Source organism: Rhodococcus sp. NPDC003383, from assembly GCF_053589115.1.
Genome location: NZ_JBSFRG010000036.1, coordinates 44,073 through 57,901 on the forward strand (window position 1 = coordinate 44,073; position 13,829 = coordinate 57,901).

General features: G+C 66.4%; 14 protein-coding genes and 1 pseudogene. 9 read left to right on the forward strand and 6 right to left on the reverse strand.

Translation table 11 applies throughout. The annotated features are described in order from the left end of the window. Positions 1–8: 8 nt before the first annotated feature. Positions 9–797, reverse strand: coding sequence for an enoyl-CoA hydratase/isomerase family protein (locus ACWDTS_RS24430; protein WP_450119182.1), 789 nt, complete (start codon positions 795–797; stop codon positions 9–11). A 14-nt stretch (positions 798–811) separates the two neighbouring features. Then, positions 812–1,654 (reverse strand): enoyl-CoA hydratase/isomerase family protein, encoded by an 843-nt coding sequence (locus ACWDTS_RS24435; protein WP_450119193.1) that lies wholly within the window; start codon positions 1,652–1,654, stop codon positions 812–814. A 78-nt stretch (positions 1,655–1,732) separates the two neighbouring features. Here ACWDTS_RS24435 and ACWDTS_RS24440 point away from each other — a divergent pair, with 78 nt between their 5' ends. Beyond that, positions 1,733–2,413 (forward strand): hypothetical protein, encoded by a 681-nt coding sequence (locus ACWDTS_RS24440; protein WP_450119183.1) that lies wholly within the window; start codon positions 1,733–1,735, stop codon positions 2,411–2,413. Positions 2,414–2,490: 77 nt separating this feature from the next. Here the strand turns inward: ACWDTS_RS24440 and ACWDTS_RS24445 are convergent, their stop codons facing one another. Both ACWDTS_RS24445 and ACWDTS_RS24450 read right to left on the reverse strand, forming a co-directional pair. Then, the gene (locus tag ACWDTS_RS24445; RefSeq protein ID WP_450119184.1) at positions 2,491–3,537 is read right to left on the reverse strand and encodes a spirocyclase AveC family protein; all 1,047 of its coding nucleotides are present in this window, start codon (positions 3,535–3,537) and stop codon (positions 2,491–2,493) included. Between the two features lie 70 nt (positions 3,538–3,607). Further along, entirely contained in the window at positions 3,608–5,077 is a 1,470-nt protein-coding gene (locus ACWDTS_RS24450; RefSeq protein WP_450119185.1) for an aldehyde dehydrogenase family protein, read from the reverse strand. A gap of 201 nt (positions 5,078–5,278) precedes the next feature. Between ACWDTS_RS24450 and ACWDTS_RS24455 the strand changes: the two genes are divergently transcribed. Next, the gene (locus ACWDTS_RS24455) at positions 5,279–6,028 is read left to right on the forward strand and encodes a FadR/GntR family transcriptional regulator (RefSeq protein WP_248674420.1); all 750 of its coding nucleotides are present in this window, start codon (positions 5,279–5,281) and stop codon (positions 6,026–6,028) included. Positions 6,029–6,122: 94 nt separating this feature from the next. On the opposite strand, the gene ACWDTS_RS24460 is transcribed toward ACWDTS_RS24455, so the two are convergent. Together ACWDTS_RS24460 and ACWDTS_RS24465 are read right to left on the reverse strand one after the other, a co-directional pair. Beyond that, the gene (locus tag ACWDTS_RS24460; protein WP_231611384.1) at positions 6,123–7,217 is read right to left on the reverse strand and encodes a DUF7065 domain-containing protein; all 1,095 of its coding nucleotides are present in this window, start codon (positions 7,215–7,217) and stop codon (positions 6,123–6,125) included. 62 nt (positions 7,218–7,279) lie between these two features. After that, positions 7,280–7,960: a TetR/AcrR family transcriptional regulator C-terminal domain-containing protein gene (locus tag ACWDTS_RS24465; RefSeq protein ID WP_450110685.1), complete on the reverse strand. Its 681-nt coding sequence runs from the start codon at positions 7,958–7,960 to the stop codon at positions 7,280–7,282. Between the two features lie 99 nt (positions 7,961–8,059). Between ACWDTS_RS24465 and ACWDTS_RS24470 the strand changes: the two genes are divergently transcribed. From ACWDTS_RS24470 to ACWDTS_RS24500, 7 genes and pseudogenes are all read left to right on the forward strand, one after another. Then, a complete protein-coding gene (locus ACWDTS_RS24470) occupies positions 8,060–8,524 on the forward strand; it encodes a hypothetical protein (RefSeq protein ID WP_197255774.1) in 465 nt (154 codons plus the stop codon). Then, the gene (locus tag ACWDTS_RS24475; protein ID WP_450119186.1) at positions 8,521–9,471 is read left to right on the forward strand and encodes a serine hydrolase domain-containing protein; all 951 of its coding nucleotides are present in this window, start codon (positions 8,521–8,523) and stop codon (positions 9,469–9,471) included. Before ACWDTS_RS24470 ends, ACWDTS_RS24475 begins: the two co-directional genes overlap by 4 nt. 66 nt (positions 9,472–9,537) lie before the next feature. Next, positions 9,538–9,687, forward strand: coding sequence for a hypothetical protein (locus tag ACWDTS_RS24480; RefSeq protein ID WP_450119187.1), 150 nt, complete (start codon positions 9,538–9,540; stop codon positions 9,685–9,687). A 91-nt stretch (positions 9,688–9,778) separates the two neighbouring features. Then, on the forward strand, positions 9,779–10,465 hold the full coding sequence (locus ACWDTS_RS24485) for an ATP-dependent DNA ligase (RefSeq protein WP_450119188.1): 687 nt from the start codon (positions 9,779–9,781) through the stop codon (positions 10,463–10,465). 108 nt (positions 10,466–10,573) lie between these two features. Next, positions 10,574–11,692, forward strand: a complete 1,119-nt coding sequence (locus ACWDTS_RS24490) for a tyrosine-type recombinase/integrase (RefSeq protein WP_450119189.1) — start codon at positions 10,574–10,576, stop codon at positions 11,690–11,692. Next, positions 11,689–12,027: a helix-turn-helix domain-containing protein gene (locus ACWDTS_RS24495; RefSeq protein WP_450119190.1), complete on the forward strand. Its 339-nt coding sequence runs from the start codon at positions 11,689–11,691 to the stop codon at positions 12,025–12,027. Before ACWDTS_RS24490 ends, ACWDTS_RS24495 begins: the two co-directional genes overlap by 4 nt. Positions 12,028–12,056: 29 nt before the next feature. Beyond that, positions 12,057–13,829, forward strand: a pseudogene (locus tag ACWDTS_RS24500) (hypothetical protein); the annotation flags it as partial.

Sequence of the window (13,829 nt, forward strand, 5' to 3'; positions counted from 1 at the left end):
CGTGTTCATCAGCGGATCCGCGGTGCCCGGCCGTCGCCGCCCGGGGTCTCCGCGAGCTGGGCTCTGCCGAGCGGGTTGCCGAGGCGGGTGTAGATCAGGCCGTGGTCGAGGGCGGCGCGATAGGGCTTGTCGAGCGATTCCCAGATGGCCTTGACGGTGCCCTGCGTCGCCGCGGGCGGATTTGCGGCGATGGTGGCCGCGATCTCGTGGGCCCGCCACCACAGGCATTCCGGCGCAACCACTTCCGAAACCAGCCCGATCCGCAGTGCAGTGTCGGATCCGACGCGTTCGGCGTTGCCCGTCAACGCGATCCGCAGTGTCTCGCCGAGACCCACGCGTCGCATCAGCCCGATCGGCTCGAGCGCCGACACCAGGCCGGTCGAGACGTGCGAATCGAAGAAGGTGGCGTCCGACGAGCAGATCACCACGTCGGATTCGTTGACGAAGTAGAACCCGCCGGCGGTGCACATGCCCTGCACCGCGCACACGACCGGTTTCCACATCTTCTGCCACTTGGGGCTGAGCAGCTCACCCGGATCCTCGTGGTGCCACACGCTGTTCGGCTGCCCGTAGCTCGATTTGATGTCGAGTCCGGCGCTGAACGCCCGGGTGCCGGCCGCTCGCAGCACGATCGCATGGACGTCGTCGTCCAACTTGACCAGGCGCCACGCCCGCGCCATCTCCTCGCACATCCGCCGATCGAACGCGTTGAGACGTTCGGGCCGGTTCAGGGTGATCGTCGCGACCTTGTCCTCGGGTGCGACGTCGAGCTGGATGGTCTCGAATACGGTGCCCACGGCTGCCCCCTGCGTTATCGACCCTCGAACTCCGGGTTGCGCCGCTGCCGGAACGCGGCGAGACCTTCCTTGAAATCGCTTGTTCGGCAAGCCAACTCCAGGTCGAACAGCTCCTGGTTCATCGACTCGGTGAGTGTCGCGTGCTGAGCGTGCGCCAGTGCCTGTTTCGTCAGGCCCAGTGCGACGGTCGGTCCGGAGGCGAGGCGGTCCAGCAATTCGCCCGCCGCGCTGTCGAGATCGCCCGCCGGAACCGCGTCGTGAATCAGGCCCCAGTCGGCGGCGGTACCGCCCGGGACCTTCTCGCCGAGCAGCAGCATGCGACGGGCTCGGGCGATCCCGACGAGCCGGGGCAGCAGCCAGGTCGACCCGGAGTCCGGGCTGAAGCCGCGTGCGACGAACGGCTCCCAGAACACGGCATCGTCGGCCGCGACGGTGAAATCGGCGGCGAGCGCCAGGTTGCAGCCCAGGCCGGCGGCCCAGCCCCGGACGCTGCACACGACCGGGAGGTGGACGGTGTGCACGAGTTCGATCACGCGGTGCGCGGCGTGGGGGATGCGTCGAACCAAATCGCCTGCGCGCGGGCGCGTTCCGTCAGTGTTGCGGGAAACCCAGTCGACGCCGGCGCAGAAGTCGTCGCCGGCCCCGCGGAGGTGGATCGCGCGCAACGTATCGTCCGAGGCGGCGTGCGTGAGCTGATCGACGAGGGAATCGATCATGTTCTGGCTCAGCGAATTTCGACGGTCGGTGCGATCCAGCGTGAGGTGCAGGACGGCATCCTCGCGGTGCGCGGTCACGGCACCGCCGATGCCGGGCCGGGCATCTCGGTTCGCTGTGGTCACATCCGCTCCCGGATTGATATTGTTTGTATTACGGTAATTGATACCGTTACTCCGTTCGAAGATAACAGGGGGGCGGGGTCGGAGGGAAGGAAATTCATGGGCGAGCACCAGGGTCGGGTCGTGGAGGCCGGACGGATCTCCTATGGGGCGCAACCCCTGCCGCAGCAGCTCGCGGTCGCGCCCGCGCTGCGCCGTCTCGTCGGGCTCGTGATGTCGCTCGAGGATCCGCACCCGGTCCTGGACGAGATGGCCGCGCGACTCGCCGACTGGGAGCGCGACCTCGCATCCGTGGCGCCCCCGGACCAGCGGCCGCGAATCGGTCCGGACGCCGACGATGCCCGCCGCGTCTACGTCGACCACGCGTACGACATCGGTGCATTCAACCCGTGCTTTCCCGAGTACGTCTTCGACCGGCTCGACACGGACCGTGCCGAGGGCCGTGTCACCTTCCCGCTGGCTTTCGAGGGTCCGCCCGGCCTGGTCCACGGGGGATTTCTCGGGGTGTTCTTCGACTCCGTCACCCAGCACCAGAGTTGCGCGGTCGGTGTTTCGGGCAAGACGCGATCGTTGACGGTGACCTACCGGCGGCCCACGCCGCTGGCGACGGAACTGCAATTCACCATCGACCGAACGGTGGGGGAGCGCGGCATCGACTCCACGGCGCGGTTGCTGCTCGACGGTGACGTGCTGTGCACGGGCGTCGTCAACACCGTTGCCGCCGACGTCGGAAGACTTGCCGGGGCGCGGTACGGCACGCGACGGAACGCGACCGGGTAGGGATTCGTCGGAGGCGGCGACGGCCGGGGTGCACTGCACCCCGGCCGTCGTGCCGTCCATCCCTGTTGCGTGCGTGCTCACCTGGGAGGCGGGCAGGGCGGGTTGCCGGGAACGCCACACATCTCCACGTGGAGATAGCTCGGTACCGACGGCGGAGTGATGTCGGCGTGCTGGTTGACCAGGTTGTAGCCGAGGTTGAACACCAGCATGATCGCGTTGATCACCGCGGTCAGCGCGAGGATGCGGATGATGCTCACGCCCCGCTTGGTCCGGAGCCGCTCGATCCCGGCGTCGGAGATGAGTCCGCCGTCCTTGCGCCGGAAGATGTAGATGCAGATCGAGAGCACCATCACGATCGAGCCGAACACGACGTTCTCGTAGAGGGGGAACTGGTTGATGGTGCCGGTGAAGAGCGACCACGTCTCGTTGACCCGGAAGTACGTCCACAACCCTTGGCGCTGCAGCAGTTGTTCGCCGACGGTGTCCAGGACGAGGAACAGCAGCAGCAACCCGGCGACGATGCCGGCCTTGTTCAGCCGGGGCCACCGTTTGCGGGCACGCTCGACCAGTGCGTTGATCCCGAGGACGGCCAGCGGGAAGAACAGGAAGTAGTCCCCGAGTGTGTACAGGATCGGTGCCGGGGTCTCCGGGCCCTTGCTCACCCAGCCGGGTACGAACTCGGCCCAGGTACCCATCTGGAAGAACTCCGTGTTGTAGCCGAACACCGGGCGGACCGCGTTGACGCCGACGTCCTGCCAGGCGGCCAGCAGCCACGCGACCAGGAACACCCCGATGGTGGGGAACCGGCCTTCCCGGCGGGTCTTGCGGACCAGCCAGATGATCGACGCGATGGTGCCGACGACGCAGATCCCCTCGGCGATCTTGATGATCCAGATGGTGTGCGTCGGCACCGGATCGGCACCCGGCGGCGTCGGCGTGAACCCGTCGGAGAGTATCCACCGGATGTAGATGACGGCTTGGAGCGCGACGATCAGTGCGCCCACCCGGGCCAGCCAGACGATCGGGGGAGAATCGCGCCCCACGGGGCTGCTCTCGAGCGCGGTCGTCGCGGCGGGTGCCTCGACCGTGTCCTCGCTCGTCGTCTTGCCTGTCGAATTCACCATCGTGCTGGTTTCCCTCCTGTACGAGTGGGGTGAGGGGGCGCCGTGGCGTCGCCGCGCTCGACGGTGATGGTCATCGCGCGGCCGGCCACTGGATTGTTTTGTGTTGCAAGAATTCCGAGAGTCCCGCCGCGCCGAACTCGCGGCCGATGCCGCTGCGCTTGTACCCGCCGAACGGGCCGTCGGGACTCAGTCCGCCACCACCGCCGTTGACGACGACCATGCCGGTGCGCAGCCGGCGCGCGATGCCGTGGGCGCGGAGCGGGTCGGACGACCACACGCCGCCCGCCAAACCGAAGGGGCTGTCGTTGGCGATTCGGACCGCGTCCTCGTCGTCCCGGATGGGGATGACCACACCCACAGGACCGAAGACCTCGGTCTGCGCGATGCGCATCGAGTTGTCGACGCCGACGAACAGGGTGGGCTCGACGAAGAAGCCCTTGTCCAATCCCGCCGGACGGCCACCGCCGTAGGCGATTTCCGCACCCTCGTCCTGGCCGACCCGGATCAACTCCTCCACACGCCGGCGCTGTGTCTCCCGGATCAGCGGGCCCATCGTCACCGCAGGATCGGCCGGGTCGCCGACCGTGACGTAGTCGAGTGCCATCTTGACCCTGGCGACGAGTTCGTCGTGGAGGGACTCGTGGACCAGGATCCGTGTCAGCAGGGCGCAGCCCTGTCCTGCATGCGTGATGAAGCCGCCGAGCACGCTCTGCATCACGTCGTCGAGGTCGGCGTCGTCGAGGAGGATGTTCGCGGACTTGCCACCGAGTTCGAGGACGACCTTCTTCAAGCTCTGGGCGCTCTGCCCGTAGACCTTGGTGCCCACGGTGTCGCTGCCGGTGAAGCTGACGATGTCGACACCGGGATTTGTGGTCAGTGCCGCGCCCGCCTCGACGTCGCCGGTGATGATGTTCAGCACGCCGTCGGGAAGACCCGCGGCCTCGGCGACCTCTCCGAAGACGAGTGCTTCGAAGGGGGTGTACGGCGAGCACTTGAGCACTGCGGTGCATCCGGCTGCGAGTGCCGGGGCCACCTTGAAGACGTTGAGGAAGAACGGGAAGTTGAAGGGCGTGATCAGGGCGGCGACGCCGTACGGTTCCCGGACCACCGTGCCCTGCCCGATGCCGTTGCCGACTATCGGCGGCATCGGAGTCTCGAACGGGAAGGCGCCGATCACGCGGTCGACGAGGTCGGCGAAGTGGTCGATCGGTGTGCCGACCTGGATGAACTCGGCGAGCGTGCGGGTCGATCCCGCTTCGGCGATGCTGAGGTCGACGAGTTCGGCGCGTCGGCGCTGGAGCTCGTCGACCATCCGCCGGAGGACCGTGGCCCGTTCACGCGGGCTCATCTGCGGCCACGGTCCCTCGTCGAAGGCGGTCCGCGCCGCGCGGACCGCGTCGTCGACGTCGGCGGCCGTGGCCTGGGGCACGGTGCCGATCACTGCCTCGGTCGCGGGATTGACGACCGTGAGCGTTTCCGTGCCCCGGCCGTCGACCCATTTGCCCCCGATGTAGAGCTGCCCTGCTCGCTCACTCGCCATGCGCGCACCCCCGCAATCTTGCAATTGAGTTATCTGATTCAACCGTACAATGGTGCAGTTGAATCGAGTGCCGAAACGGCGAAGTGAAGTGACGTCCGTCGGTGTTAGGCTGATCCGGCTTGCTGGTCAGGGAATTCGGAAGGCGTAGAGAAATTGTCGAACCGCTCCGTCGATGAGAACGAACTTCCCCACCGGATCCAGGTGCCGAAGACCGCAGAGGTGATCGCCCAGCAGCTTCGTAGCCAGATCGTGCGCGGCATCCTCAAGCCGGGGGACACGCTTCCGCCCGAAACCGTGTTGGGGCAGCGGTTCGACGTCTCCCGTCCCACCTTGCGCGAGGCGTTCCGGATCCTGGAGAACGAGTCGCTGATCGTGGTGCGGCGCGGTTCGCGCGGTGGCGTGCAGGTCATGTCCCCGGACGTCGCGGTGGCCGCGCGGTACGTCGGGTTGCTGTTGCAGATCGAGAGCACGACGCTGGCCGACCTCTACGAGGCGCGCACCGTGCTCGAGCCCGCTGCTGTGCGAATGCTGGCGACCCGGCGCAGCGAGGAGGACATCAAGGACCTCACCGCGGTCATCGACAAGCTCGCGATCCTGGTCGACGCGGGCACGGAAGGGGCCGACTTCGACGAGTGGTCCGCGACGGCGTTCCGCTTCCACGACCTCATCCTCGAGCGTGCCGGCAACCGGACGCTCGGGCTGCTGGGTCGGATCATCGGTGACGTGGTCTCGACCCACATGTCACGGGTGGTGTCCCGCACGACCGACACGACCGAGGTCGAGGTTCAGTTCAAGCGCACCATCCGGGCGTTCCGCAAGACTGTCAAACTCGTCGAGGCGGGCGATGCCGATGCGGCGGAACAGCATTGGCAGCGACATATGGCCACGTCCGCCAAGAAGATGCTCTGGGGCCGGTTCGCTTCGGAGTCGGTCGTCGACCTCTTCAACTGACGTCCGAGTCCGGCCGTACACGGAACTTCGTGTAGGAGTGCGGCTTTCGTATCGTCGGTGTGATCGTCCCGACGCCGGGACGCGAACTCCTCGCTCACGCCTCCTGGCTTCGGATCGCGCGCAGGGCGTTCATCAACTTCGTCCAGTGGGACCGAGTCCAGCCGTCCTGGTCTTCACCCCAGCCGATCTCGCCGTCGAACTCCCATCGCATGAGCGCGTTGCTGCCTCGTCCGCCCTCGCACATGTGGGCCACGGAGAAGCCTTCGGCGGTCATGGTGCGTCCGGTGAGATCCGTCAGGTCGACCTCCATGTGCGCGCTCCAGCCGGTGCGAGGATCACGGAAGTTGCGCATCCGCGACGCCGTCTTGTCGAGACGCTCGAACCGGCCGTCCCGCAACAGCCATCCGTGGTTGAGGGGTGACCAGCCCGCCGCGTCCCCGTCCTGGGGGCGGACGAAGCCGAGGAACCCGGTGTTCGGTCCGGAGTGCCCGAAGATGTACTGGATCCGGCCGCGTCCGCGTTCGCGTTCGATCTCCCGCCATCGGGGACCACCCGGATGCAGCACCCGGTGCTCTCCGCGCTGGTAGGCCGGTTTAGGGCTCCGCATGTGGTGACCACCGCGGGGACCCCACGTGCGGTCCCTGATCGAGTAGGAGTCGATGGTGATCGACTCGCCGCGCAGCACCAGCTCGCCGACCTGGTGCCCCAGTTGGTCCAGGTGCGGGCTGTACATCGCGGGTGGCTCGCCCGGGGTGAACCGGCGGGGCGGGTGGACGGCCCGGTGCTCGAACGCGACGGCGAAACCGTTGTCCGGATCGGAATACCCGAGCTCGTAGCGCTTCAGCGGTTCGACCATCTTCACCGAGAAACCCCCGCCCGGGAACGTGATGTCCCGCAGGTCGGGATGCTCCGGCATGGGCTGATCGACGCCGGTGCGGTAGTAGGCGAGGCGACCGAGGTCGGCGCCGCTGGGGTCCCACACGAACACGCGCCAGGTGACCACTCCGCGGTTGACGTCGAACCGCGCGTGCAGCCACCCGCCGATGTGGCGTTCGGGGATGTTGAAGGACCACCAGTTGGTTTCGACCCAGTACGGATCGTCGTTCGGCGGCTGGTGATACATGTCGTCGTCGGGCGTGAAGGGGGTGTCGGCGGTGATCTCGCCCGGGCTCGGGACATCGTCGTTCACCTGGCCGACCGTAGCAGCGAGCCGACTGATTCGGAGCATTTTCGGGCTCCAAATCAGATAACTTATTGCACTGCTGATTTCGGGTGCGGAGTCGGCCGCGCGGCGGCGAACCCGGTGATCAATGCGTCGACGGCGGCGTCGAATCGAGCTGTCGGCCCACGTCCGGCACTGTCCCTGGCGGCGGCGGTCAGGAGCGGATAGTCCTCGGGCGACAGTTCGGCGAGGCGGCTGGTCTGGCCTTCCTCACCGTGCGGCTGCGGGGAATCGGACCCAGCGCGGACGGCACCGTGGACCACGATCAGGGAATTGAGTGCGTACAGCAGGTCCAGCGCGGTGCACGGATCGAATCCCGCCCGGGTCAGAACCTGCAGCAGCGTCTCCATCACCCGATGGTTTCCGGCCGTGGTGCCGGGCCGAGACAGCATGAGCGGGACCAGGTTCGGGTGGGCTGCGAGAGTGTCCAACCCGGACCGGGCATAGCGACGCAGTCCGTCCTTCCAGTCCGTATCGGTCCCGATCGGCAGCTCCGCCGCGGACACGAGCCGTTCGACGATGCCGTCCAGCAGTGCAGCCTTGTTCGGGAAGTAGTGGTACAGCGTCATCGCCTCGACCTCGAGTGTGGCGCCGAGGCGTCGCATCGACAGTGCCGCGAGTCCCTGCGAGTCGGCCAAGTCGATGGCGGCGTCCAGGATGACCTGTGGATTCAGGCCCGCATGCTGTCCGTGGGGGCGGTGACCGGGCATTGCGGCTCCTCGATCCGTTGACATGTTTTACGGCGTAAGTCTACCGTGGAAGCAGTAAGACTTACGGCGTAAGACTTTGCATCCAGAGAGCCCACGGTCATGAACACGACACGCATTTCCCGCTCCTCGACAGTGGCCCTGCTCGTCGGGTGCGTCCTCACGGTCGTCTCCGCGATCGCCGTCTACGGCGGCCAGACGAACTCCGGCATCCTCACCGCACACGTCCGCGCGGGCTACCCGTCCTTCACCCAGGACCGCATCGATGCGGCCACCGACATCTACCTGACCTACCTGATCGTTCTGGGTGTCCTCGGCACCCTGGGCTGGCTCACCACCCTCTGGGTGGCACGCCGGAACGCATCGTGGGCGCGACTGCTCGCCACCGGCCTGTGGATCGTCGCCACCGGTATCGCCCTGTTGGACCTGACCGTCCGGGACACCTCCGGCGACACCGCGCTGCCCGCCATCGTCGGGTGGACGGGACTGGCGCCGTGCGTGGCCGGACTCGTCGCGGTCGTCCTGCTGTGGCGCCGCACCTCCGAACGGAAGGAGACACTCCGATGACCGACCTCGTCCGAACCGGCGCCCTGGAAACCACTGTTCTGGAAGCCGCGGCCGGCGACGTCCACGCTGCAGGCATCCCGGGGATCTTCGCCGAAGTCCGTGTGCGTGACGATGTGTGGCGCGGCGCCGCAGGCGTCGCCGATCTCGTCACGCGCGCACCCGTGACCCCCGGGATGCGTCACCGCGTGGGCAGCATCTCCAAGACCTTCGTCGCGGCCGCCGTTCTGCAACTCGTGGAGCGGCGTGCCGTCGATCTCGACGCACCGATCCGCAGGTATCTGCCGAACCTCGTCCCCGGCGGCCGCGGTGATGCCATCACCGTGCGGATGCTGCTGAACCACACCAGCGGTCTCGCCGACTACCTGCCGACGGCCTATCCGTCGCTGGCCGCGTTCCCGGTGGTGGCCGACACCTCACCGCGCAGCCTCGACGACAATCGATTCACACGATTCGACCCGCTGGACCTGATCGAGATGGGCGTCCGCGCGTCGACGGCCGCCGCTCCCGGTACGTCACCAGGCCGATATTCCAACACCAACTACCTTCTGTTGTGCCAACTCATCGAGTTGATCACCGGTGTATCCGCCGAACAGCACATCGACGACGCCCTCATCGCCCGGGCGGGCTTGGCGGACACCGGATTCCCGTCCGGTCCCGAGGTCGACGGCCCGCATTCGCGGTTGTACGAGTCGTGGTTCGGCATGAACCAGCCGCTGAGCGACTACAGCGTCTTCGACATGTCCTGGGTCGGGCCGGCCGCATCGTTGATCTCCACCACTGCCGATCTCAACCGGTTCTTCGCCGCCCTGCTGGCCGGCGACATCCTCGGCCCGGACATGCTGACGCAGATGCAGCAGACCGTGCCTGTCGTCTCGTTCGAAGGCACGATCGTCGACTACGGGCTCGGCCTGCACCGCAAGGAGGTTCCCGGTCAGGGGACGTTCTAGGGTCACGACGGTTCCGTATGGGGTGGCGGCGCGATCACGATGACGCGGGCCGATGGGAGGAGACAGATGACGGTGGCGATCAACCGGCAGCGCTGGAACGAACTCGACGCCTCCGGCAGGCCCACACCGCATCCCATCGATGGAGCGCTCGACGCGTTCCACCGCGTGGCCTTCGGCGCGCAGGCGTCGAAGTGGAACGTCGAGCCTCCCCGCTGATCGGACGGACTCGGCAACTCCTCCGCGATGAGGACCGGAGGCGGTACGCGGTTCGGCAATGCCGTTCGGCCTGGTGCAGCAGACTCGGGTCATGGCCTCTGTCTCCCCTCGGCTGTCCCCGATGTTGGCGACCCTCGGTGAACCACCGAGCGGCAATCGGGTGTTCGAGATGAAGTGGGACGGCCAACGCGCCCTGATCACTGTCGAGGGCGGACAGTGCCGGTTGACCAGCCGCGCCGGCAACGACATCAGTCGCACCTTTCCCGAGCTCCCGGATCCGGTGCTCACCGCGGTCGGGGGCAGGGACTGCGTCCTCGACGGGGAGATCGTCGCCCTCGACAGCGATGGGCGGCCGTCTTTCGCTCGGCTGCAACGCCGGATGCATGTCCAGCGCCCCACCGAACAGCTGCGCGCTGATGTGCCGGTCATGGTGTACCTGTTCGACGTGCTCGCCGTCGACAGCGACTGCACAATCGATCTGCCCTATCTCGAACGGCGGGCCGTGCTCGACGACCTGATCACCCCCAGTGCACGGGTGCAGCTGTCGCCCTATTGGAGCGACGTCGACGCCGCGACCATGCTCGAGGTGGCGCGGGAGAACGGTCTCGAAGGCATCGTCGCCAAAGACCCCGACAGCCCGTATCTGCCGGGCACCCGCGCGTCGAGCTGGATCAAGACTCCGCTGCGCCGCACTACCGAGGGGGTGGTCGTCGGTTGGATCCTACGCGAAGAATTGCATCCAATGCACGAACCCCGCTCCGAAAACCCCTGTAGCTGACGATCATAGGGCATGGCCGCTCGTCCATAAAGACGCTTGGTGACCTGCGCCCTTGCCAAGAAACACGCATCTATTGCATGATTCGACCACCAAACGAGGGTGGGACAGATGGCTTCGTTGAACGGTGAGCCGCCGGGATCGGCGCGGTTGGAGTTGGTCGATGGCGTGGCATTGCTACGCGCAGAGGACGCCGTTCTGAAGGCGATGTTGCAGGGATGGGAAGCACAGCAGGTTGGCGGCAGGGGTTTGCGGCCGGCCACGGTGCGTGATCGTCGCGGGGTGGTTCAACGATTTCTCGACTACACGAACGAGTACCCGTGGCACTGGACCGCGCAGCACCTGGACGAGTGGATGCTTGAACTCGTGAGTCAACGCCACCGGGTGAGGTCCACGATTCGCAACTACCAGTACGCGGTGAAGGCGTTCTGTGACTATCTGACGCGGCCGGAGTATCACTGGGTTGCCGAGTGTGAGAAGAGATTTGGGACTCATCCGGTCCAGATCTGCCAGGAGTGGAACACACTTGCGCATCTGGTGGACTACGAAGGCAATCCGGACCGGCGACCGATGACCCGGCATGAGTTGCAGAGGTTCTTCGACTACGCCGACGACCAGGTCGACGTCGCGGTCCGGCGACAACGCAAGGGCGCCCTGTCCGCCTACCGTGACGCGACATTGTTCAAGGTGATCTATGCGTACGGACTGCGGTGCCGCGAGGCCTCGAAGCTGGACGTGTCGGATTGGTACCGCAATCCGCAGGCTCCGGAACTTGGCCGGTTCGGCAAGCTCGAGGTGCGATGGGGCAAGGCATCCAAGGGCAGCCCACCCAAGCGGCGCACAGTGCATACGGTGATGCCGTGGATCGTCGACGTTGTCGAGGACTACCTCGACAACGTCCGCCCCCGGTACGACCTCGGCGATCATCCGGCGTTGTGGCTGACCGAGCGGGGAGGCCGGGTCACGCCTCGCCACATCCAGCAGCGTTTCGCCGACTACCGCACCGCGTTGAACATGGACTCGGCGTTGGTGCCGCACTGCTTGCGCCACAGTCACGTCACCCATCAGATCGAGGACGGTGTGGACGCCAGGTTCGTGCAAGAACAGGTCGGCCACCGTTTCGCGTCGACTACTGCGATCTACACCGGCGTCAGTGGCGACTTCATGAACACGATGATGAACAGGGCGCTGACCAAGGCGTTCGAGATCGAAGACACGGAGGCTCGATGACCGCCAAACTGGACTACCGGTGGAACCTACGCGAGCTGATGGCCCGCCAGGAAATGTACCTGACCACTCACCTATGCCCGAAGCTGACCGAGCGTGGCATACACCTGTCCGACAGTCAGGTCTACCGCCTCGTCGTCGACACCCCCGAGCGATTGAGCCTGAAAACCCTTGTCGCCCTCGTCGACATCCTCGGGTGCACGATGGAGGAACTCATCGAACCCGTCGCCACCCGACAGCAGCCGCGAAAACGGAAAGCCGCCGGGGAATCGAACACCGACAGCGGGCTGGGGCCGATGCGACCCAAACGTGCCAGGATTGTCCGCGACGAACAGTGACTACTGACGGAGGTGCCTCAGCGAAGTGCATGACCGATCCCATCGCGGTGATCGTCGAGGTCGTCGGACGGGTCGATCCCGAAATGGACCCGGAAGTCGTCGCAGCGGCAGTCCGGGAAGTCACGACCACCCGAGCGGGACGACGCAAGCTGGCCAAAGCGCTCGAAAGCAATCCGTCGCTGCTCACTTCGGGCCGGACCGAGGGGCCACCGATGGTCGATCGCCTGATCCGCACGCTCCGCGATCGCGGCGCGGCGGGCGTGGTTCAGCCGTGCTGTTCCGGTTGCGGCAAACCGGCACGGGCCATGCGGGCCCGCAATGGCGATGGGCTTCGAATCTGCGTCACCTGCCACAACAAGGCACTCGGAAGCTTCGCGCCCCGTCCATGTGCGGTGTGCGGTCGCGAGGTCACGCCGCGCTTCTACGACCGTCACGGCCAACCCCGGTGCGGACAGTGCCCGCCCGATCCCGGCGTCGACCACCTGGAGGTCATCTGCGACCTAATCCTGGCGGTCAGTTCCGATTCCGACCGCGATCAGATCCGCACTGTCATCGCGAGAACAGTTCGGCAGGCTGCCCGGCGCCGGCGGATTGCCTGGGACCTCCAAGACCGTCCCACCCTACTGACCGGCGAGGCCGCCGACGGACCGCTCGCCATTCGGCGACTCATAGCTGCGCTCACCGCGCACGGCGTCACCAGCCTCATCACACCGAGCTGTCCGTTCTGCACGATGATCCGCCCGCTCAAAGCCCGCCGCGAGGGGCGAGCATGCTGCCATTCCTGCTATCAAGCTGCTCGGGCCACGCAGTGCGTGCGGTGCAATGTGGTCAAGCCCGTCTCCACGCGCACCCACGCAGGGGAACCACTGTGCTGGGCGTGCTCACTCCAGGAGGAGACCAACAAGGAAATCTGTTCTTCCTGTGGGCAATTCACTGCGGTCGCCACACACCAAGGGGAGCTCGCGGTGTGCTTCTCGTGCCGCACGACACCGTCGGCGGTCTGTTCGCTCTGCGGCCTCTACAAGCCGTGCACCAGCGCCCACACGCTCACACCGCGGTGCCTTAACTGTGCCCACCGCGCGAGGTCCGCGCAGTGCGTCCGATGCGGGAAGATCCATCCCATTGCAGGGCGGGACGCCGACGGCAACGCGTTGTGCGGCAACTGCGCCAGACGGCGCGAACCCTGCTACCGATGCGGGCGCCGACGCCCAGTCGAGGGACGCGTCCTCGGCGCCCCGGTGTGCTGGACCTGCATCAAAACCGAACCCACCTACTTCCGAGCCTGCTCCGAATGCGCCACAGTCGACCGCCTGCGACACCACGGACTATGCGACAACTGCGCGGCACCACGTGCACTCGACGCTGCCTTGTCCGCACCCGACGGCAATATCCGTCCCGAACTGATGACGGTCCGCCAGGCACTGGCCTCCAGCAATCCTGCGACTCTCCTGGACTGGCTGCACCGAAGCACCATCAGAACGATGCTGGCGATGCTTGCCACCGGCGAGGGGCCCGTGACCCACCAGACCCTCGACAAACTCGAACCGACAGGTCCCGCCCGTCACCTGCGTCAAGTACTGGTCGCCAACAGCGTCCTGCCCGACTACGACCGCCACCTCAGCGATCTGGAACGTTGGTTCGACGACAAACTCGGGGAGGTCGACGATCCCGGCGAACGCCGAGCACTACGCGGCTACCTGACCTGGATGATGAGGCTCAGCGAATGTGCTCGCTTGTGCTCAACGAAAGTGCCCACTCGCGGGCGGTTTCACTGTAGCGGTTGCCGTGTTCCAGTGGTAGCC